Annotated in this window: 16 protein-coding genes; 5 read left to right on the forward strand and 11 right to left on the reverse strand. The window is 68.7% G+C overall.

Annotation, left to right across the window (positions count from 1 at the left end):
- Window positions 1–28: 28 nt before the first annotated feature.
- Both IEX05_RS11510 and IEX05_RS11515 read right to left on the reverse strand, forming a co-directional pair.
- Window positions 29–2,137: a heavy metal translocating P-type ATPase gene (locus IEX05_RS11510; protein ID WP_188702005.1), complete on the reverse strand. Its 2,109-nt coding sequence runs from the start codon at window positions 2,135–2,137 to the stop codon at window positions 29–31.
- A gap of 253 nt (window positions 2,138–2,390) precedes the next feature.
- The gene (locus IEX05_RS11515; RefSeq protein WP_188702006.1) at window positions 2,391–2,900 is read right to left on the reverse strand and encodes a GNAT family N-acetyltransferase; all 510 of its coding nucleotides are present in this window, start codon (window positions 2,898–2,900) and stop codon (window positions 2,391–2,393) included.
- A 95-nt stretch (window positions 2,901–2,995) separates the two neighbouring features.
- Between IEX05_RS11515 and IEX05_RS11520 the strand changes: the two genes are divergently transcribed.
- Both IEX05_RS11520 and IEX05_RS11525 read left to right on the forward strand, forming a co-directional pair.
- On the forward strand, window positions 2,996–3,619 hold the full coding sequence (locus IEX05_RS11520) for a TetR/AcrR family transcriptional regulator (protein WP_229661280.1): 624 nt from the start codon (window positions 2,996–2,998) through the stop codon (window positions 3,617–3,619).
- Window positions 3,616–4,410 (forward strand): NAD(P)H-dependent oxidoreductase, encoded by a 795-nt coding sequence (locus IEX05_RS11525; protein WP_188702008.1) that lies wholly within the window; start codon window positions 3,616–3,618, stop codon window positions 4,408–4,410. The genes IEX05_RS11520 and IEX05_RS11525 overlap by 4 nt, the downstream gene beginning before the upstream one ends.
- A gap of 51 nt (window positions 4,411–4,461) precedes the next feature.
- On the opposite strand, the gene IEX05_RS11530 is transcribed toward IEX05_RS11525, so the two are convergent.
- The 4 genes from IEX05_RS11530 to IEX05_RS11545 are packed head-to-tail and all read right to left on the reverse strand — an operon-like array spanning window position 4,462 to window position 9,546.
- Window positions 4,462–6,390, reverse strand: a complete 1,929-nt coding sequence (locus IEX05_RS11530; RefSeq protein WP_444543265.1) for a glycoside hydrolase family 127 protein — start codon at window positions 6,388–6,390, stop codon at window positions 4,462–4,464.
- A 2-nt stretch (window positions 6,391–6,392) separates the two neighbouring features.
- The gene (locus IEX05_RS11535) at window positions 6,393–7,286 is read right to left on the reverse strand and encodes a carbohydrate ABC transporter permease (RefSeq protein WP_188702012.1); all 894 of its coding nucleotides are present in this window, start codon (window positions 7,284–7,286) and stop codon (window positions 6,393–6,395) included.
- A gap of 1 nt (window position 7,287) precedes the next feature.
- Complete coding sequence (locus IEX05_RS11540) at window positions 7,288–8,196, reverse strand: carbohydrate ABC transporter permease (protein WP_188702013.1); 909 nt, start codon at window positions 8,194–8,196, stop codon at window positions 7,288–7,290.
- A 51-nt stretch (window positions 8,197–8,247) separates the two neighbouring features.
- A complete protein-coding gene (locus IEX05_RS11545) occupies window positions 8,248–9,546 on the reverse strand; it encodes an ABC transporter substrate-binding protein (protein WP_229661281.1) in 1,299 nt (432 codons plus the stop codon).
- 173 nt (window positions 9,547–9,719) lie between these two features.
- Between IEX05_RS11545 and IEX05_RS11550 the strand changes: the two genes are divergently transcribed.
- A complete protein-coding gene (locus IEX05_RS11550; RefSeq protein WP_188702016.1) occupies window positions 9,720–10,742 on the forward strand; it encodes a LacI family DNA-binding transcriptional regulator in 1,023 nt (340 codons plus the stop codon).
- A gap of 386 nt (window positions 10,743–11,128) precedes the next feature.
- On the forward strand, window positions 11,129–11,557 hold the full coding sequence (locus IEX05_RS11555; protein WP_188702018.1) for a MarR family winged helix-turn-helix transcriptional regulator: 429 nt from the start codon (window positions 11,129–11,131) through the stop codon (window positions 11,555–11,557).
- Window positions 11,558–11,630: 73 nt separating this feature from the next.
- Here IEX05_RS11555 and IEX05_RS11560 read toward each other — a convergent pair whose 3' ends face one another.
- Together IEX05_RS11560 and IEX05_RS11565 are read right to left on the reverse strand one after the other, a co-directional pair.
- Window positions 11,631–14,300, reverse strand: coding sequence for a phosphoenolpyruvate carboxylase (locus IEX05_RS11560; RefSeq protein WP_188702020.1), 2,670 nt, complete (start codon window positions 14,298–14,300; stop codon window positions 11,631–11,633).
- A gap of 45 nt (window positions 14,301–14,345) precedes the next feature.
- Window positions 14,346–15,377: a LacI family DNA-binding transcriptional regulator gene (locus tag IEX05_RS11565; RefSeq protein ID WP_188702022.1), complete on the reverse strand. Its 1,032-nt coding sequence runs from the start codon at window positions 15,375–15,377 to the stop codon at window positions 14,346–14,348.
- A gap of 147 nt (window positions 15,378–15,524) precedes the next feature.
- On the opposite strand from IEX05_RS11565, the gene IEX05_RS11570 reads away from it, so the two are divergent.
- Entirely contained in the window at window positions 15,525–17,069 is a 1,545-nt protein-coding gene (locus IEX05_RS11570) for a pectinesterase family protein (RefSeq protein ID WP_188702023.1), read from the forward strand.
- Window positions 17,070–17,119: 50 nt separating this feature from the next.
- Here the strand turns inward: IEX05_RS11570 and IEX05_RS11575 are convergent, their stop codons facing one another.
- The 3 genes from IEX05_RS11575 to IEX05_RS11585 are packed head-to-tail and all read right to left on the reverse strand — an operon-like array spanning window position 17,120 to window position 19,765.
- Window positions 17,120–17,902, reverse strand: a complete 783-nt coding sequence (locus IEX05_RS11575) for a sialate O-acetylesterase (protein ID WP_188702026.1) — start codon at window positions 17,900–17,902, stop codon at window positions 17,120–17,122.
- Window positions 17,899–18,810, reverse strand: a complete 912-nt coding sequence (locus tag IEX05_RS11580; protein WP_188702028.1) for a carbohydrate ABC transporter permease — start codon at window positions 18,808–18,810, stop codon at window positions 17,899–17,901. The genes IEX05_RS11575 and IEX05_RS11580 overlap by 4 nt, the downstream gene beginning before the upstream one ends.
- Window positions 18,803–19,765, reverse strand: coding sequence for a carbohydrate ABC transporter permease (locus tag IEX05_RS11585; protein ID WP_188702029.1), 963 nt, complete (start codon window positions 19,763–19,765; stop codon window positions 18,803–18,805). The genes IEX05_RS11580 and IEX05_RS11585 overlap by 8 nt, the downstream gene beginning before the upstream one ends.
- Window positions 19,766–19,786 lie beyond the last annotated feature (21 nt).

Here is a 19,786-nt window from a genome sequence, read left to right on the forward strand (position 1 = left end):
GCCGGGCACGTCGCCGACGCGACTGCACCTACGCGCGGACGACAACATCCGGCGCGAGATCCAGCCGCCGCAGCAGCTGTGCGTTCAGCGCGACGACGATCGTCGACAGCGACATCAGCACCGCTCCGACGGACATCGGCAACACGAAGCCGAGCGGGGCGAGCACGCCGGCCGCGAGCGGGACGGACAGGAGGTTGTAGCCGGCCGCCCACCACAGGTTCTGCGTCATCTTGCGGTAACTGGCGCGGGACAGTTCGATCACCGACAACACCGAGCGAGGGTCATCGCTGGCGAGGACGACACCGGCGGAGGCGATCGCGACGTCGGTGCCCGCACCGATCGCGATCCCGACATCGGCCTGCGCGAGCGCCGGGGCATCGTTCACCCCGTCACCGACCATGGCCACCTTCCGGCCCTCGCCCTGCAGTTCCTTCACCTTCGACGCCTTGTCCTCCGGGCGCACACCCGCGAAGAATCGGTCGATGCCGAGCTCCGCAGCCACCGACGCCGCGACGGCCTCCGCGTCGCCGGTGATCATGACCACCTGCACGCCACGATCGTGCAACGCTCGGACGGCCTCGCGCGACTCGGTGCGGATCTCATCCGCCAGCCGCAGGGCCCCGGCGACCGCGCCATCGATGAGGACGTGAAGGATGATCGCGCCGTCCCCCCGCCACTGATCCGCGACGGCCAGTTCGCGCGCGTGCTCTTGCTCGAGCATGTACGGCCCGCCGACCTGCACGGTGCGACCGTCGACCCGCGCCTTCACCCCGACGGCCGGCGAGGACTCGAAGTCCTGCGACCGTGCGACGGTCAGGTTCTTGTCCGCGGCGGCGCCCACAATCGCGCGGGCGAGCGGATGCTCGGAGTCCGCCTCCGCGGCCGCCGCCAGGGCGAGCAGCTCGTCCGCACCGAAAGTCCCCGCCGACTCGATGGCGGTGACGGCGGGTGTGCCCTTCGTGAGCGTCCCGGTCTTGTCGAACAGGACCGCGTCCACCGTGCGCATGTTCTCCAACGCCAGACGATCCTTCACCAGCACGCCCCCGCGAGCCGCGCGCTCGGTCGCGATCGACACGACCAGCGGGATCGCGAGCCCCAGCGCGTGCGGGCAGGCGATGACCAGCACGGTGATCGTGCGGATCACGGCCTGGTCGGGAAGCCCTACGAGCGTCCAGACGATCGCGGTGATCAGGCCGGCGCCGAGCGCGAACCAGAACAGCCACCCCGCCGCGCGATCCGCGAGACGCTGCGCCCGCGACGAGGAGTTCTGCGCCTCGGTCACCAACTTCCGGATACCCGCCAGCGCGGTGTCCTCCCCGACAGCGGTGATCTCCACTCGGAGCCCGGAGTCCGTTGCCACCGTGCCGGCGATGACCTGCGCGCCGTCGGAGCGGCGCACCGGGCGGGACTCGCCCGTGATCATCGATTCGTCCATGCTCGCCGAGCCCTGCAGGATCCGCCCGTCGGCCGGTACGCGACCTCCGGGGCGGACCACCACGACGTCCCCGACCCGGAGGTCGGCGGGCGCAACCGCCACGGTGGCGTCGCCCTCGACCTTCTCGGCCTCGTCCGGGAGCAGAGCCGCGAGGGAATCCAGCGCGGAGGTCGTCTGCGCGAGGGAACGCATCTCGATCCAGTGCCCCAGCAGCATGATGACGATCAGGAGGGCGAGCTCCCACCAGAAGTCGAGCTCGTGATGCAGCAGGCCCACGCTCGCACCCCAGGAGGCGAGGAACGCGACCGTGATCGCCAACGCGATCAACAGCATCATCCCCGGCTTCCGGGACCGCAGCTCGCTGACCGCTCCGGTCAGGAACGGGGCGCCGCCCCACGCGTACATCACGGTCCCGAGGACCGGAGACACCCACCTCACCCAGGCCGCTTCGGGTAGCGAGTATCCGAGCAGCATGGCGAACATCGTCGAGAAGGCGACCACAGGGACTGCCAGCGCGAGCATGATCCAGAACAGCCGTCGGAACTGCCCGACATGATCACCGTGCCCGGCGTGCCCGCCGTGGCCCGCGTGTTCGCCGTGACCATCGTGGCCCGCGTGGTGATCGTGGGTCATGGCCGGGGACGTCCCGCCGTGGTGCTCGCCGTGGTGGTGCGCCGCGGCGTGATCCTGCTGGTTCATCATGTGCCTCCCTCGCTTCGGTTGCCTACAGAGTTGGACGGAGCGACCCGCCGGTCATTCGCCCCGCGGCGCGAGCGTGGATCCCGCTTCCTCGACCGCAGCCCTGTTGCCCTCATACCCATTCATGCGGCAAGCATACCCCCGGGGGGTATCCATCGGGCGGTGATCGACCAATAATCACCCGAGTTCGGGCGCGGGGAGTCGATTCGCCCCATCACCGCTCCGGTCGGCGCAGCCCCATGCAGGCCGGAGCGGCTCAACGCACCATGCGAAGCTCCACGAGCCCTTCGATGCCGGGATCCGCGAATACATGCCCGTCTTCGTGAAACCCGTGGCTCTCGTAGAACGCGCGAGCCGCGCTGTTCGCGCTCGCGACCCAGAGCTGAGCGGGTTCATCCCCAAGGACCGCCGCCAGGAGCGCGTGCCCGACGCCCGCACCCTGCTCCGAAGCGAGCAGGTAGATCGAGAACAAGTGGAGCTCGCGCGCAGCCTCAATGCCCTTCAGAGCGTCGGGGTGATCCGAGGATCCAGCAAATGCGAAACCAACGATTCGCTCGGCTCGCTCCGCCACGGCGACGATCCCGGGCACGGGATCGCGCCCGAGGATCCTCGTCCACAGGCGGCGGCGCGCCTTCGGCGCGGACGCGTCGAAGAATCGCTCCGGAATGAGGCCGGCGTATGTCTCCCGCCACGTTGCGACGTGAACAGCGGCAATCGCATCGGCGTCTTCGATCGTTGCTGCACGGACATGAGGAAGAGGCGTCATGGCTAGACAGTAGCGTCGCGCGCTCGGCCACCTTTCACGCCTAAGCTACGAATGGTAACCTACGAATAGTAGCTTGCTGATCGAGAGGGAGCCAGGTGAACCAGAACAATGCGGGATCGCCTCGTAGGCGTCTGCCGCGCGCCGAAAGGCATGCGCAGCTGCTCGAGACGGCGCGCGCATTCATCAAGGAATCCGGCACGGACGAGTTCACCCTCGGGCGTCTCGCCCTCGAAGCCGACGTCGCAAAGCCAGTCGTGTATGACCACTTCGGAGATCGGTCCAAGGTATTCGTCGAGCTTTACGAAGAGTTCGAAGCTCGGCAGCGATCGGCCCTTCTCTCATCGCTGTCCGACGACATGTCCGACCTTGAGCAGGTCTGCGCGATCGTTGCGCGCGCGTATATCGATTGCTGGCTGACGGAAGGGCGCGAGATGGCGGGTGTCGTCGACGCGCTCGCCGGCTCACCCATGCTGGTGCGGCTGCGTCGCGACGCCGAGCAGGCCTATGTCGCGATGTGCCGGGAGCTGCTGAGACCCATCGTCGGCCCCATCGACCCGGCGCGCATGCAAGCGGTCATCGGAGCGGGTGATGCCCTCGCCCGCGATGTGCTCGCCGGTGCGCTGGACGGGGACCACGCACGACAGGTACTGACAGACGTCGTCGTGGCTATGGCCGTGGCGTCCGACCCCCTTTCACCCGGCGCGGCGGCACAGAAATGACCATCGATCATCTCCACACGCCCGGTGCTGCGCTGTGGGTGCACGCCCACCCTCGTGAAGGCTCGCTGAACGACCGCCTCTTCCGCGAGGGCGTCAGTGCGCTGCGCGAGACCCGCGACGTCGCCACCTCGGACCTATACGCGGATGGCTTCGATCCGGCCCTGCGCGCAAGCGACCTCGGCGCCCTCTCCGGTGCCCCCGGAGGGATCGCCGAACTGCTGGGCGATGCGTATGCGCAAAGGCAGCTCCCCGACGACGTGAGGCGGGAACAGGAGAAGGTCGCTGCGGCCGAACTCCTCGTCTTTCAGTTCCCCCTGTGGTGGTACGGGATGCCTGCGATGCTGAAGGGGTGGTTCGATCGGGTACTCACGGCGGGCTTCGCGTTCGGCGATATGGATCCCGAACTCGGAGTTCCGCGCCGGTACGGCGACGGAGGGCTGGCGGGTCGCCGAGCCCTCATCATCGTCACCGCGGGAGAAGACGAAAAGTCGATCGGACCCCGGGGCATCAGCGGAGATCTCGATTCCCTCCTCTTTCCCCTCACACACGGGACGCTCTGGTACGTCGGCATTGAAAGCTACGAACTGCACGTCATCCACGATGCCGACAATCTGGGTGAAGAAGGGGTCGAGAACGAGATGCAGAGGCTTCGGACGAGGCTCGAACACCTCGACTCGGAGACGCCCCGCGGCTTCCGCAAGCTGAGCGATGGAGAGTATCGAGGCTCACGCGCCCTCCGCGCGGACCTCGCCGCCGGTCGGACGGACCTGCATATTCATCTTCGCGACTGATGCCAGTGGGCGATCGCTGACGCACCCACGGGAAGAGGTGCTACCCGCACATCACCGCGCCTCCGGCACCCAGATCCGCATCGTGGACGGTCCGCGCTCGGCCCATTCGTGGTATGCCACAAGCGGCACCCTCAGGGTTTCAGGCGCCGCATCATCGGGCGCGGCGGCACCGTAGGGCCAACCCGCATCGTGACGACGACGGAGCGAGATCGCCGCCGTCACCCGGCCGTCCTCCTCCCGCAGCGGCTCATCCGTGAGAATCTCGGCGTCCGCAACATCGGATCCCAGATCCACCGATTCGAGCGCCAGCACCTCCGGCCCACGCTCGACCGCGACCGTGCCGCGGATCGCGTCGATGCGGGGATCCGGGTGCGTCAGCCGCGGGGCGAGTGGCAGGTGCAACGTGACCGTGTCACCCGCTCGGAACTCGCGCCGCACCTCGAGGTAACCCGGGGCCACCTGGAGCGGCTCTGCGCCGCGCGCCGTGCGTAGCTCCGCGGTGGATCCCTCCGCCCACGCGGGAACGCGCAGGGCGAGCGTCCACTCCCCCGAGGATCCCTCGCCGATCGTCACGACGATCGCGCCGTCGGCGGGATACTCGGTGGCGACCGCGAAGTCCGCGAAGGCCCCGCCGTCGAGGGGTGTGCGCACGGTCGCGGGCGCGTACTGATGCAGCTGCACGCCCGCGCCATCCGTCGTCGCGAGATACGACGCGAGGCTCGCGAAGGTGCGCGCGACGTTCGGCGGACAACACGAGACGTCGAACCACGGGGCGCGCAGCGACGACTCGGCTCGCGCCGACGGCGTATCCGGATCCGCGGGCTCCCCCGGCGTGCGCTGCTGGAGCGTGTTCGCGTAGTAGAAGGCTGTGCCGTCGGACGACGGGGAGGTCGCGACGACGTTGTAGAGCGTGCGCTCGATCAGGTCGGCGTAGTGCGCGCCGCCGCGGGCCAGCAGGAGCCGCCAGCTGAACTGCACCGAGGCGACGCCCGCGCACGTTTCGGAGTAGGCCCGGTCGCTCGGCAGTTCGAAGTCGGCGCCGAAGGCTTCGTCCTGGTGGTGCGCGCCCTGGCCGCCCGTGATGTATGTGCGGCGGGCGACGGTGTTGTCCCACTGCGTCGCGAGCGCGCCGAGCAGTTCCTCGTCGCCTGTCTCCGCCGCCGCATCGGCCGCCCCAGCGGACAAGTAGTTCGCGCGCACCGCGTGGCCGCGCAGCACGGTGGCCTCGCGGACGGGCTGGTCGTCCTGGAAGTACGCCTGTCCGAACTCGATGGGCCGCAGCACGCCGGTACCGCGCCGGTCGACGAATAGCTTCGCCTGTTCGACGTAGCGCCGGGATCCCGTGACGCGGGCGAGTTCGACCAGGCCCGTCTCGATCTCGGGGTGACCGCACACCGAGGCGATGCCGTCTTCGCCGAAGACCTCGCAGACGAGGTCCGCCGCACGCACGGCGACCTCGAGTAGCCCGTCATCGGATCCGGGCGCCGTGCGCGCGCGAGCGACGGCGGCCTGGAAGAGGTGGCCGAGGCAGTAGAGCTCGTGCCCCCATTCGAGATCCGACCACCGTGCGCTCTGCCCCTCACGCCCGAAGCGGGTATTGAGATACCCATCGGCCTCCTGCGCGGCGGCCACGCGGGAAACGGTCGCGCGGAAACTCCGCTCGAGATCGTCGTCGTGCGCCCGCCCGAGCTCCCATGCGACCGCCTCGAGATACTTGTAGACCTCCGAGTCGGAGAACTCACGCCCTCGGCGCCCCGCCGGAAGCGTCCCGGAGGCCGCGAGGTCGAAGTTGCGGATCCACCCCTCGCGCTCGAGCCAGTGCGCGATGTGCGCGAGGGTTGCGCGGCGATTGACGTCCTGCCGCTCGGCCCAGAACCCGCCCGTGATCGAGACGGCGTCGAGCCCGAGCGGCCGCAGCGCGCCGGTCGAGGGCACAACGGGCGCGATCGGGGTGGGGGTGTGGGAGGTGATGGTCATCATGGTCATCCTTTGAATGCGCCGGACATGAAGCCCTGCACGTAGTGGCGCTGAAGAACGAGGAAAAGAAGCACACAGGGCAGCGCGAGCACGGAAACTCCCGCGAGTGTGGCCCCATAGTCGATGACTCCCATCGTCTGGCCGCGCAGGTTCGCGACAGCGAGCGGGAGGGTCATGCGGTTCGTGTCGCTGATCAGGATCAGCGGAGCGATGAAGTCGTTCCAGGCGGTGAGGAAGGCGAAGAGACCGACCGTGATGAGGCCAGGTTTCGTCGCGGGTAGCAGCACCCGCCAGAGTGCTGTGAAGCTGTTGCAGCCGTCAACGAGTGCCGCCTCGTCGAGTTCGCGCGGAATCGACTCGAAGGATATCCGCATCATGAACGTCGAGAACGGCAACTGAAACATCGTCAACACCAGCGCGACGCCGATCGTCGTGTTGCCGAGGCCGAGCGCGTTCAGGATCACGTAGAGCGGGATCAGCAGCGTGGCGTAGGGCACCATCAGGATCGCGAGCGTCGTGAGGAAGAGCGCGGTCTTGCCCGGGAAGGTGAAGCGCGCGAACGCGTAACCGCCAAGGAACGAGATGACGAGCGTGAGGATGACGGTGAGGCCCGAGACCACGAGAGAGTTCCCGAGGTATACCCAGATCCCGGCCTGGAACTCCGCGAGAGTCGCATAGTTGCCGAGCCCCCAGCCATCCGTCTGGCTCGTGCCTGCGCGGGGAGCGAACGACGTCACCACCGCCCAAACGAGCGGATAGAGGAACACTGCCGCCAGTGCCGCGGAGACGATTCCGAACGGCGCGCGGCGCAGGAGAGCGCCCCAGCCGCCGGTGCGCCGCGGGGCTCGTCGGCCGCCGGTCAGGAGTGCTTCGGTCTGAGTGGGAGCGAGCGTCACCATGTCAGCTCTCCTCTCCGCCGCGGAGGATCCGCAGCTGGAAGACGTTGATCACGACAAGGGCGATCAGGACGATCACCGAGAGCGCGCCCGCGACGCCCAGGTGGTTCTGCCCCTGGAACGCCATCGAGTACATCAGCTGCACGACCGTCATCGTGCTGTTGTCCGGGCCGCCCTTGGTGAGGATGTAGAACTGCTCGAATGCGAGCAGCGAGCCCGTCACGCACATCACGATTGTGAGCGCGAACGTCGGTCGCATGAGGGGCATCGTCACGTGCAGGAACGTCTGCACCTTCGACGCGCCGTCGATGCGTGCCGCTTCGTAGACCTCGCCCGGAATCGCCTGAAGCCCAACGAGCATCAACAGCATGTAGAAGCCCGTGAAGCGCCAAACGATGAGGAAGACGGTCGCCCAGAGCGCGCCGCCCGGTGTGCCCAGGATGGTGAATCCGGCCGATTCCATCCAGGCGGAGAATGGCCCCGCGATCGGGGAGTACAGCACGTAAAACAGGAGCGATGCCGATGCAAGGCCGAGGGCGCTCGGGACGAGGAACGCCGTCCGCAGGAACGACCGCCACCGCGACGACTCCTGCACGAGCAGGGCGAGGCCGAGACCGAGTGCGATGAGGAGCACGGTTGCCACAACCGTATAGACGATCGTGAAGCGGATCGCGTCCCAGAACAGCCGGTGGTCGACGGCCGCGATGAAGTTCTCGGGGATGTTCCATCCGCGGAACCCGGCGAGCAGGGGCCAGTCGGCGAGCGACATCACGATCACGAGCGCGAGCGGGATGACGAAGAGCACCCCGACGAACAGGGCGGTGGGCGCGGCATACAGCCATCCCAGAAGGGCGTGATCGCGCTGTGCGCGGGTGCGGCCGCGCCTCGGTGCGGTCGGTGCATGGGTGGTCATGGAGAGCCTCCTTGAGCGAGGCCGGGGCTTGGATCGCCCCGGCCTCTGGCATCACTGGGACAGGATGTCGGTCAGAGCAGCGTTGTCCTCCTCGAGACTGCCGCCCTCGCCCAGGACCTCATTGCGAACCAGCGTCAACCACGGGCTGCCTGCGGCGTTGAACGCCTGCTGGAAGTTCCTCGATACGGGCGTTCCACCCTGAGCAGCCACCTCGTTGATCGTGACGAGGCGCGGATCGGAAGCCGCGTGAGTGTTGTCGGCGAGATCCCCGCGGGAGACGACGTTGCCGCCGGCCGCGAGGACGTCGACCTGCGTCTCCTCCGACATCATCCAGGCGAGGAAGTTCCATGCCTGTTCGGAATTCTCCGAATCCTTCGAAATGCCGATGCTGTCTCCACCGACGAACGTCGAGGCACCACCGTCGGTGCCCGGAAGCCCGGCAACGCCGGCGTCGAAGGAGAGCGAGGGGAGGAGCGTTGCCGGATACGGCATGATCCCGACCTTGCCCTCTTGGAACCCGGCGACCCACGTCGCGCCGGTTTCGTCCTCGGATCCCGGGGCGAGGATCCCGTCTTCGGCCAGCCCTCTCCATGTGCTGTAGATCTCCTGCGCCGCCTCGCCGTCCAGGAGCGACTCTGTACCGTCGGGGCTCAGGACCTCCTCGCCGGAAGCCCAGATCGACGGGAACCAGGTGAACAACAGGCATCCACCGCAGTTGAGCCCCGTCGCAGTTCCCGAGACCCCCTCCAGGTCAAGCCCATCAACTGCTCGGGCGATCTCGGCGAATTCGGCGATCGTTTCGGGAGCCTTTTCGGGGTCGAAGCCGGCCTGCTCGACGAGATCCTTGTTCCACATCATGACCGACAGATCGAGCACGAATGGCAGGGCATACTCCGCTCCGTCGATCGCTCCGGCCTGAAGATGCCCCTGGTTGATGTCGTCGGCGTAGTCGAGCTGATCGATCAGCGGAGCGAGATCCTGGAACAGCCCCTGATCGGCCCAGTTTGGAACGTAGACAACGTCTGCAGCGAAGAGATCGGGCAGCCCGCCCGAACCAGCAGCGGCACCCACCTTCGCGACGTAATCGTCGTTCGGTACAACGGTGAGCTCCACCTGGTTTTCGTGGCTTTCGTTGTAGGCGTCGACGAGGAGTTTTGCCTGAGCCTCGATCGGCGCGCGCGTCCACAGCGTCAGGGTCGTCCCGTCATCCACCCCCTCGACGGGAATATCTTCTGCGGCGGTCTGGTCGCCGGATCCGCCGGCGCACCCCGCAAGGCCGGCGGCGAGCGCGCCCGTCGCCGTAAGGGTGACGATGCGCATCGCGAACGAGCGCTGGGTCTTCCTGATCATGTGTCTGCTCCTCTTGCTCCTCGTTGAGCGAGCACCCGTTTCGCAGCTGTGCTCGGACCATTCGAAATCTTCGAAATGGCTTTCGGTCAATGTACCGGGATTATTCCGGCGCAGTCAAGGGGATCTCCTCGTTCGCGCACGAAGGGGTTTCGAGTCTGCGAGAATCTGTAGTCATGACTTCCGACGACTCGTCTCGCGCAGCGACCCTCAACGACGTGGCGGCTCGTGCGCGCGTGTCAGCGGCGACGGCGTCAAAGGCACTCAACGGACGCTCCGACGTCGCGGCAGCAACGCGAACCCGGGTACTGGCAGCCGCAGAGGAACTCGGATTCACTCCCAACGCCGTCGCACGCGGGCTCACCGCGGGGCGCACGAGCACCGTGGGGCTGTTGACGAGCGACCTCGACGGACGGTTCGTTCTGCCGATCCTCATGGGTGCGGAAGATGCCTTTGGGGCCGGGCGGATCGACGTCTTCTTGTGCGATGCGCGGGGCGACGCCGTCCGCGAGCAGCACCATCTTCGGGCGCTACTGAGCCGCCGAGTGGACGGGATCATCGTCGTGGGCGATCGCACCGATCCGCGCCCCAGCCTGGGCCAGGCGATACCCGCACCCGTGGTGTACGCGTACGCTCCGTCGGACGACCCCCGGGATCTCTCGCTCACCCCGGACAACGTCGAGGGCGGCAGAGCCGCGATCCGGCACCTTCTCACCTGCGGCCGTCGCCGGGTCGCGCACATCGGTGGAGATCCGTCGTATGCGGCCGCGCGCGATCGCGTTCTGGGCGCGGAACTCGAGCTGCAGGATGCGGGCCTGTCGTTCGTCGCACCCCCGATGCTCGGCGAGTGGTCGGAGCACTGGGGCCGCGCGGCGGCGCGACTGCTCTTCGACCGCCATCCGGATATCGATGCGGTGTTCTGCGGATCGGATCAGATCGCGCGTGGCGTCCTCGATGCAGCTCGCGACCTGGGGCGCGACGTCCCTCGCGAGGTGTCGGTCATCGGATTCGATAACTGGGTCGTCCTGGCGGACAACGCCCAGCCCCGCCTTACCACCGTGGGGGCAGATTTCGAATCGCTCGGCCGCGCCGCCGCGCAGCATCTCTTCCGCGCATTCGATGACAACGCGGCCGAGAGCGGCGTCATCCACACCCCCGTACAGCTCTTCGTACGTGAGTCCACCATCCCCGTGAGCTGAGGCGACGGGGCGAATACGCCCCGCGCGGGCGCGTTGCCCCTCACGAGACTCGGAAAAATCACGCATCTCGGGGACTCTGGGCGGATCCTTCCGACTTTCGTCATTTCTCCGAGATTGGCGCACGCCCGGCCCCTGCCCGGGCACGCAGGCTCGCGAATCCGAGCCCTCTTTATGCGTTCCCGATGAATAACAGAAATATAACGAAACCGGCTTGCACCCCGTTACCTCGTCGTTATAGAGTCATGACCACGGTGATCGTTTTGCTGTGGCGGTCACCGGCATGTGATTGCAGGACCTCTTGGTGCAAGGGACAAGAGCCCGGTCGGGGCACACTCCGACCGGGCTCTTCTGCATTCTCGCGACGGTATACGCATACACTCGAATGTATGTCTGATCGTCGTCTTGCCGTTGAGGCCTGGGAAAGTCTCTTCCGCGCGCAGCACGAGATCTTCGAGCGCTTCGCGGGCGACTTCGCCCGCGGCCCCCTGCATCAGGGCGAATACGACGTGCTGCTCACCGTGACCCGCGCCCCCGACCACACCACCCGCTTGCGCGACATCACCAGCAACCTGCTCATCAGCCAGCCGAGCGTCTCGCGGCTCGTCGACCGGATGGTCGCGCGCGGCCTCGTCACGAAGTGTCCGGATCCGAACGACGGCCGCGGATCGCTCGTCACGGCAACGGAGAAGGGCGCGCGCGCCTTCCGCGAGGTCGCCATCGAGCACGGGCGCCACATCGCCGAGCGCATGTCGGTGCTCTCCAACGACGAGCTCGAACAGCTCACGGCATTGACCAAGAAGCTCCGCGGCGCCTGACGGCGGCCGCGCCCGACGACAACGCAGAACGCCCGTCTCCACGAGGAGACGGGCGTTCTGCGCCGGATCCGGATCAGCCCGTGTTCTGCAGGCCAGCCGCGACGCCGGAGACGGCGAGCAGGAGAAGCCGCTGCACGTCCGGGTCGACCGGGGTGTCCTTCGGGTTGTCGCGGAGCGTGCGCAGGGCGCGCAGCTGCAGGAGCGAGAGCGCGTCGACGTAGGGGCTGCGCAGCTTGACCGCGCGCTGCAGCACCGGCTTGTTCGACAGCAGCCCGTCGCCGCCCACGATCTTCACGACCCACTCGCGCGTCAGCGCGAGCTCATCGGTCACGAGGCGGGCGAGGTCGTCGCGGTCGCCGAGCGCGAGATACTCGCGGGCGATCCGGTCGTCGGTCTTCGCGAGGCTCATGCCGACGTTGTCGATCATGGTGCGGAACAGCGGCCACTCGGCGTAGGCCTTCTGCAGCTGATCGAGATCGCCGATCTCCGCCAGAGCCGTGCCGAGGCCGTACCACCCGGCGAGGTTGATGCGGGCCTGCGTCCACGCGAACACCCACGGGATGGCCCGGAGATCCTCGAGAGACTCGACCGAGAGGCCGCGGCGCGCGGGGCGGGAGCCGAGGGCGAGCAGGCCGACCTCTTCCATGGGCGTCACGGTCGCGAACCAGGGCGCGAAGCCATCGGCCTTAACGAGTTCGAAGAAACGGGCGCGCGAGGTGGCCTCCATGCGCGCCGCGATGTCGGCGAAGCGCTCCGCCGCACCGCGGTTCGTCTCCTCGTTCGAGGGCGCCGATGCCGTCAGGATCGCCGCGGCCACCTGGTCGATGTGGCGCTGCGCGATGTCGGGGTCGCCGTAGCGGGCGAAAATGACCTCGCCCTGCTCCGTGAGCTTGAAGCGGCCGTCGACCGAGTGCGGCGGCTGGGCAAGGATCGCGCTGTTGGCGGGCCCGCCGCCGCGGCCGAGGGCACCGCCGCGGCCGTGGAACAGCGTCAGCTCGATGTGCTGCTCCTGCGCCCACTGCGCGATCTTGGCCTGAGCCTCGTACAGGGCGAGCGTCGCCGCGACCGGGCCGACGTCCTTAGACGAGTCCGAGTAGCCGAGCATGACCTCGAGCTTGCGACCGGTCTCGTCGAGACGCGCGGCGAAGGCCGGGTGCTCGACGATCTCCGCGAGGATCCCGGGGGCCGCCTGCAGGTCGTCGAAGGTCTCGAAGAGCGGGATCACGTCGAGCACGGGCGGCGTGCCGTCCTCACCCACGGCGTAGCGCGCGAGGCGGTGCACGTTCGCGAGGTCCTCCGCCGACTGCGTGAACGACACGATGTAGCGGCCCGCGGCCCGCGCGCCGAAGCGCTCCTGCACGTGGGCGATCGAGCGGAACACGTCGAGCACCTCGACGGTCTGTTCGCTCTGCGGCTCACCGGCGTCGAGCTCGGCGAGGACCTTGCGGTGCACGGCGGAGTGCTGGCGCACCTCGAGCTCAGCGAGGTGGAAGCCGAAGGTCTGCACCTGCCAGATGAAGTCCTGCAGGGCGCCGTACGCGTGGCGGACGGCACCCGCCTCGACGAGCGAGCTCTGCACGACCCGCAGATCGGCGAGCAGCTCCTCGGGGGCACGGTAGGCCAGGTCGGCGTTGCGGGTGCGGGTCGCCTGGATCTTCCGCGCGAGCATGAGGACGACCGCGCGGTGCAGCTCGTTCGGGGACCGCTTCTCGACCTCGGCCGCCGCGTCCTCGTCATCGCTGCGCAGGCGCGTCCACAGCTGCTGGAGCGCGGCGCTCGGCGGCGTCGACTCGCGGCCGAGGGTCAGCCCGCGGCCGACCTCGACGGCGGCGCCCTCGAGGCGACTCAGCACGTGCTCGCTCGCGATTCCGGCGGCCTTTCGGCTGACCTTCGCGGTCACGAACGGGTTGCCGTCGCGATCACCGCCGACCCACGTTCCCACGCGCACGAAGGGCTTCACGACCGGCTCGGCCAGGCCCGCGGAGCGGCGCTGCAAGGCATCATCGATGTTGCGATAGACCTCGGGCACCGAGGTGAAGAGCGTGTCATCGAAGACCGCCATGATGTTGCGCACCTCATCGACCGGCGTCGGCTTGTCGCGACGGATCGGCGAGGTGCGCCAGAGGGCGTCGATCTCTTCGAGCATGTGGCGCTGCGTCCGGCGCTCGGCGGCACCGCCGCGCGGGCCCGCAGCGAGCTCGTCGACGAGGGTCGTCAGCCGGCGGATGCTCGTCGAGATCGCGCGGCGGCGCGCCTCAGTCGGGTGCGCGGTGAAGACGGGGTGGAAGACGAGGCCGTCGAGGCGCTCCTTCGCCGCATCCGGCCCGATCTCATCGACGAGGGCGGCGTAGGCGCCGGCAACCGTCCCGCGCGAGTCGCGCGTCGAGACGCCGTCGCGGGCGCGCAGGGCGCGAACGCGCTGACGCTCCTCGGCGAGGTTCACGAGGTGGAAATACACGGTGAACGCGCGCGCGACCTCGTCCGCGCGCTTCAGGTCGAACGACTCGACGATCTGCACGGCACGATCGAACGCGTCCGAATTCGGGCTCGTGTACGCCTCGATGGTCGCGGCGCGCAGGCGCTCGACGTCCTCGAACAGCCCTTCGGAGCCGCTCTCGACCAGGACATGGCCGAGCAAGCGACCGAGGAGGCGCACGTCGGCGCGCATCGCGTCCGGGATCTCCTGCTCGGCCTCGAGACGGCCGACGACGTCGAGAACCTCGGTGGGAGTGGGGTTGTGCATGCCTCCAAGGTAATGCTCGGAGGCCCAATCACCGAACTCGGGCCGTCAGAGTTCGACACGTGCCGAGTACGGGCCCGTGCTCGCCCGCACCCGAAGCACCGGCGCAAAGACCGACGGCTCGCGGCGTTCGGCCCCCTCGATCTCCTGCCGGAGGTCGCGCCACGCGCTGGCCCCGACCTCGCCGAGATCCACCGCCATCGTGGTCAGCGCGGGGCTCGAGTACTGGGCGAACGGAATGTTGTCGAAGCCGGCGACCGAGATGTCCTCGGGGACGCGGATCCCCTCCTCCGCGAGGCGCCCGATCAGGCCGAGCGCGACGAGGTCGTTGAACGCCATGACGGCGCTCGCGCCCGCGTCGCGGACGGCCTCCCACGAGCGATGCCCGTCATCGAAGCCGCTGCCCGTCGGGATCTCGACGATCTCGACGTCGGGGTGCGACGCCCGGTACTGCTCGAGCCCGCGCTGTCGGTCCTGGTTCGAGCGCGATTGCTCGGGGCCCGAGAGGAACGCGATGCGGGAGTGCCCGAGGGTGCGCAGGTGCTCCGCCAGCGTCTGGATCCCCGCCTCGTAGTCGACGCGGGCGACGACGGCGTTCTCGCCCGTCGTGCGGTTGATCACGGCGGCCGGGTGCACGCGCATCAGCAGCGCGAGCAGCTCGGGCCGGGTCATGCGCGGCGCGATGAGCACGAGCGCGTCGGTGCGATGCCGGATGTCGAGCGCGACCGCCGCCTCGCCCTGCGGATCCTCGAGCGTGTCCGCCACGAGCACGCGGTAGCCATCGGCGGCGGCCGCGCGGTGCACCCCGCGGAGCACCTCGTGGTACATCGGGTTCGACAGGTCCGGGACGACAACGCCGATCGTCTGGCTCGCGCCCAGCGACAGCGAGCGCGCCGTCTGACTGGGCACGTAGCCCACCTCTTTGATGATGTCGCGCACGCGCTGGGCAATGTCTTCGTTGACGGTCGAGAAGCCGTTGATCACGCGCGAGACGGTCGCGTTCGAGACGCCCGCGAGTCGGGCGATATCGGAGATGCGCATGGGACGCACGGGGTTCTTGCGAATGCGCTTGTTCCCCATGCGGCTTCCTCTCGTGCACCCCGACGACATCGATTGCATCATGCCCCGGTGGAACGCGCCGCGAGGCCCGCCGTCGACGTCGCTTCCGGGAGCGGTCTTCAGGCATCATCATAGATGGAAGAAACCGATTACTTATGAGGAGCATCCATGCCCCACGTCGTCGAGGTCGGTAACGACGCCGACCTCCTGCCCTCCCTCTCCCTCGCGCTCGAAGACGAGTCGGCGACCGAGATCGTCCTCCATCCGGGCACCTACGTCGAACACGTCGTCGTCGCCCCGCGCAGCGCGCCCCTCCTGATCCGCTCGGCGAGCGGCGACCCGGCCGACGTCGTCATCTCCTTCGGCCTGCGCCAGGGCGACCGCGACCGCACGGGGATGCCCTTCGTGCAGGCGTGCGCGACGCTCACGATCGCCGCGGACGACGTGACGCTCCGCGGCATCACGGTCGAGAACACCTTCGACAAGCGGATCGATCCCGGCCTCCCCGACCAGCAGGCGCTCGCCCTGCGCACCCTCGGCGACCGGATCCTCGTCGACGGCTGCCGCCTCCTGGGCCAGCAGGACACGGTGCTGCTCGATGCGCCGAGCTTCGCGGCCGTGCGCCGCGTGCACCTGCGCGACTGCCTCATCACGGGCGACGTCGACTTCGTCTACGGCCGCGCGACCGCCCTCATCGAGGGCGGCGAGATCCGCAGCGTCGGCCCGGGCTACGTCGCGGCGCCGTCGACGGCGATCGAGAACGAGCGCGGTTTCCTGTTCTGGGGCGTGCGGCTGACGAGCGAGGGACTGGAGGCGGGATCCGTGCACCTCGGCCGCCCCTGGCACCCGGGTGGCAAGCCCGACGCGATCGGGCAGGCGATCTTCGCCCGCTGCGAGCTCGGCGAGCACATCTCCCCGGATCCGTGGACCGAGATGGGCGGCTTCGCGTGGGAGGACGCCCGCCTCGCGGAGTTCGAGAACACCGGACCCGGCGCCCACGGCGCGGGCCCGCAGCTCGACGCGGCCCCGGATCCGGCCGCCTGGCTGGCGGTGCCGGAGCCCGCGGGCGAGCCGCGCGTGATCGTCATCTCGGACTCGACCGCGAGCCCCTACCCGCCCGAGCGCGCGCCGCGCGCGGGCTGGGCGGAGCACCTGAGCGAGGTCACCGGCCTCGAGACGATCAACCGCGCGATCTCCGGCGCGAGCACGAGGAGCTTCATCGACGAGGGCTGGTGGGACCTCGCGCTCGCGGATCTCCGCGCCGGCGACATCCTCGCGATCGGCTTCGGGCACAACGATCCGAAGCCCGATCACCGCTTTGCGGATCCGTTCACGGCCCACCCCGCGAACCTGCGACGCTTCATCGTGGCCGCGCGCTCGCGCGGCGCGACGCCCGTGCTGCTCACGCCCGTGGAGCGGCGCTCCTTCGAGGGCGGGCGCCTGCGCCCCTCGCACGGCGGATACCCGCAGGCGGTGCGCACGCTCGCACGGGAGGAGGGCGTCGCGCTGATCGACCTCGCGCGCTCCTCCGCGGCCCGCTGGCAGGAGCTCGGCGAGGACGCAACCCGCGAGTTGTTCATGTGGGTCGAGCCGGGCGCCTACCCGTACTACCCCGACGGCGAGCGCGACGACACGCACTTCTCCCACACGGGCGCCCGCGTCGTCGCGGAGCTGGTTGCGGACGGTCTGCGGGGGCTCGGGCTGCTCGCCTGAACGCCCAGGGGGCGGGCGCGCTCGTTGCGCGTCCGCCCCCTGGGCCCCCGTCAGCCCACCAGTTCCCGGTAGGCCGCGAAGTAGTTCGCGCCGAGCAGCCGTTGCCCCTCCGCCGTGAGGTGGGTGGATCCGTCATTGACGTGCCCGAGCGGCGGCGCGTCGGCGAAGCCCGTGTTCGGGATCCGCTCGGGCAGCCGGCGCAGCGCGTCGCACACGCCCTGGTGGTCCGGGAAGGCGCGCAGGCGGTCACGCGGGAGCTGACCCGCGATGAACGGCGCATCCGCCGCCTCCGGGATCCGCCGCCGCAGCTCCGTGACGACGAGGTCGAGATCCGCCGCGTAGTCGGCCTCCTCGCGCCCGCCGTCGCTCTCACCCTGGTGCCACAGCACGGCGGCGATCCGCGGGTCGCCGATCACCCCGACGCGCGGATCGTCGGCGGCGTCGAGCACGGCGGAGATCTGCGCGATCGCTGCGTCGAAGAGGTTCGGGGCGCCCTCCTTCTCGAACCCCGGCAGCCACACGCCGGCATAGCTGCCGTGGCCGCGCATGCCGGTGCCGCCCATCGTGATCGGCACGATGAGGATCCGGTCCTCGTCCGGCAGCGTCTCCGCGAGGTGCGAGGCGAAGGGCCCCGCCGGGCCCATGCCGCCCGGCGGGTGCGCGCCGATCGGCGCGAGCGGCTCGCGCGCCGGCACGATCCGGCCGGCGTCCGGCCCGGATCCCGGGAAGGTGAGGATCCGCGGGTCGCGCGCGTCGCGGCCGTCGGGCTCGAAATCGGTGTTCGATCCGTTGGCGTTCGACTGCCCGAGCAGCACGACGATGTGGGTCGTCATTTCATGCCCGTCGTCGCGATGCCGTTGACGAGATACTTCTGCCCGATGAAGAAGAACGCCACCACGGGCAGCAGCGAGACCACCGACATGGCGAACATCGGCCCCCACGAGCTCGAACCCGACGACGAGACGAACTCCTTCAGGGCGAGAGGCACCGTGAACAGCTTCGGATCCGTGAGGTACAGCAGCGGCCCGAAGAAGTCGCCCCAGCTGGAGATCGCGGTGAAGATCGCCACCGTCGCCATGGCGGGGACGGTGAGCGGCATGATCACGCTCCAGTAGGTGCGGAAGGCCCCGGCGCCGTCGATCTTCGCCGCGTCCTGCAGCTCCATCGGCAGGTTGCGCATGAACTGCACGAGCAGGAAGACGAAGAAGGCGTTGGTCGCGAAGAAGGCGGGCACCGTGAGCGGCAGGTAAGTGTTCAGCCACCCGAGCTGCGCGAAGATCACATACTGCGGGATCAGCACGACCTGGCCGGGCAGCAGCATGGTGCCGAGCATCGCGGTGAAGAACACCTTCCGCCCGCGGAAGCGGAGCCGGGCGAAGGCGTACGCCGCCATGGAACACGAGAGCAGGTTACCCACGACGTTGAAGAAGGCGATCACGAGCGAGTTCCACAGATACACGTGGAACGGCTGCGAGAGCGCCGTCCACCCCGAGGAGTAGTTGTCGACCTGCCAGATCGCGGGGATGAGGCCCGTGTCGGAGAAGACGTCGGTGCTCGGCTTGAACGACGCCGAGATCATCCACAGCAGCGGGTACAGCATGACGAGGCCGAGGCCGACGAGGATCACGTGGCGGGTGAAGCGGCTGCGCGGCGTGCCGGAGAGCTCCTCCTCGTAGCCGCCGAGGCGCAGCTTCTGCGCGGCGCCGCGCAGACCGGTGCGAATGAGCGAGGTGTCAGTCATCGTAGAAGACCCAATACTTGGAGACGAGGAAGTTCAGCGCGGTGAACGCCGCGATGACGACGAACATGACCCACGCCATCGCCGAGGCGTAGCCCATATCGAAGCGCTGGAATCCCTGCTGGTAGAGGTAGAGGTTGTAGAACAGGGTCGAATCGGCGGGGCCGCCGGATCCGCCGCTGAACACGTAGCCCTGCGTGAAGACCTGCAGCGAGCCGATCAGGCCGAGCACGAGGTTGAAGAACACCACGGGGCTGAGGAGCGGCGCCGTGATGGAGCGGAACTGCCGCCACGCGCCGGCGCCGTCGATCGACGCGGCTTCGTAGTAGCTGCGGGGGATCTGTCGGAGGCCCGCGAGGAAGATCACCATGGATCCGCCGAAACCCCAGATGCTGAGGGTGATGAGCGTGACCATCGACCAGTCGGGGTCGGTCACCCAGCCCGGCCCCTCGATGCCGAACACCGCGAGCGCCTTGTTGACGATGCCCTCGTAGCCGAAGATCGCGCGCCACAGCATCACCACGGCGACGGATCCGCCGATCAAAGACGGCAGGTAGAACACCGAGCGGTAGATCGGAAGCCCGCGCACGCCGCGGTTCAGCAGCATGGCGACGCCGAGGGCGGCCAGGAGCCCCAGCGGCACCGCGAACACGGTGTAGAGGAGAGTCACCTGAGCCGACTTGACGATCTTGGGGTCCTCGAACAGCCGGATGAAGTTCTCGAAACCGGTGAAGTTCGGCACCTGGAGCAGGTTGTAGTCGGTGAAGGCGAGGTAGAGCGAGACGCCGAACGGGATGACCGTGAAGAGCATGCCGATGAACCACGGCACGAGGAAGAGGTAGCCGGCGAGGCCGTCGTCATCGAGGCGCCGGCGTGTGCGGGTGCGGATGCGGGCCGGGGGCGCGGCGGGCGCTGTGTCCTCGGCGGTCCGTTCGATGGCAGGAGCGACTGCGCTCATCGCCATCTCCTTTCTGGAAGG

Origin of the sequence: Microbacterium nanhaiense, assembly GCF_014646015.1 — a bacterium.
GTDB lineage: Bacteria > Actinomycetota > Actinomycetes > Actinomycetales > Microbacteriaceae > Microbacterium > Microbacterium nanhaiense.

Bases quoted from the DNA above. Each gene is read 5' to 3' on its own strand.
- IEX05_RS11510 (WP_188702005.1), bottom strand. From the start codon at position 2,137: ATGATGAACCAGCAGGATCACGCCGCGGCGCACCACCACGGCGAGCAC.
- IEX05_RS11515 (WP_188702006.1), bottom strand. From the start codon at position 2,900: ATGACGCCTCTTCCTCATGTCCGTGCAGCAACGATCGAAGACGCCGAT.
- IEX05_RS11525 (WP_188702008.1), top strand. From the start codon at position 3,616: ATGACCATCGATCATCTCCACACGCCCGGTGCTGCGCTGTGGGTGCAC.
- IEX05_RS11530 (WP_444543265.1), bottom strand. From the start codon at position 6,390: ATGATGACCATCACCTCCCACACCCCCACCCCGATCGCGCCCGTTGTG.
- IEX05_RS11535 (WP_188702012.1), bottom strand. From the start codon at position 7,286: ATGGTGACGCTCGCTCCCACTCAGACCGAAGCACTCCTGACCGGCGGC.
- IEX05_RS11540 (WP_188702013.1), bottom strand. From the start codon at position 8,196: ATGACCACCCATGCACCGACCGCACCGAGGCGCGGCCGCACCCGCGCA.
- IEX05_RS11545 (WP_229661281.1), bottom strand. From the start codon at position 9,546: ATGATCAGGAAGACCCAGCGCTCGTTCGCGATGCGCATCGTCACCCTT.
- IEX05_RS11550 (WP_188702016.1), top strand. From the start codon at position 9,720: ATGACTTCCGACGACTCGTCTCGCGCAGCGACCCTCAACGACGTGGCG.
- IEX05_RS11555 (WP_188702018.1), top strand. From the start codon at position 11,129: ATGTCTGATCGTCGTCTTGCCGTTGAGGCCTGGGAAAGTCTCTTCCGC.
- IEX05_RS11560 (WP_188702020.1), bottom strand. From the start codon at position 14,300: ATGCACAACCCCACTCCCACCGAGGTTCTCGACGTCGTCGGCCGTCTC.
- IEX05_RS11565 (WP_188702022.1), bottom strand. From the start codon at position 15,377: ATGGGGAACAAGCGCATTCGCAAGAACCCCGTGCGTCCCATGCGCATC.
- IEX05_RS11570 (WP_188702023.1), top strand. From the start codon at position 15,525: ATGCCCCACGTCGTCGAGGTCGGTAACGACGCCGACCTCCTGCCCTCC.
- IEX05_RS11575 (WP_188702026.1), bottom strand. From the start codon at position 17,902: ATGACGACCCACATCGTCGTGCTGCTCGGGCAGTCGAACGCCAACGGA.
- IEX05_RS11580 (WP_188702028.1), bottom strand. From the start codon at position 18,810: ATGACTGACACCTCGCTCATTCGCACCGGTCTGCGCGGCGCCGCGCAG.
- IEX05_RS11585 (WP_188702029.1), bottom strand. From the start codon at position 19,765: ATGAGCGCAGTCGCTCCTGCCATCGAACGGACCGCCGAGGACACAGCG.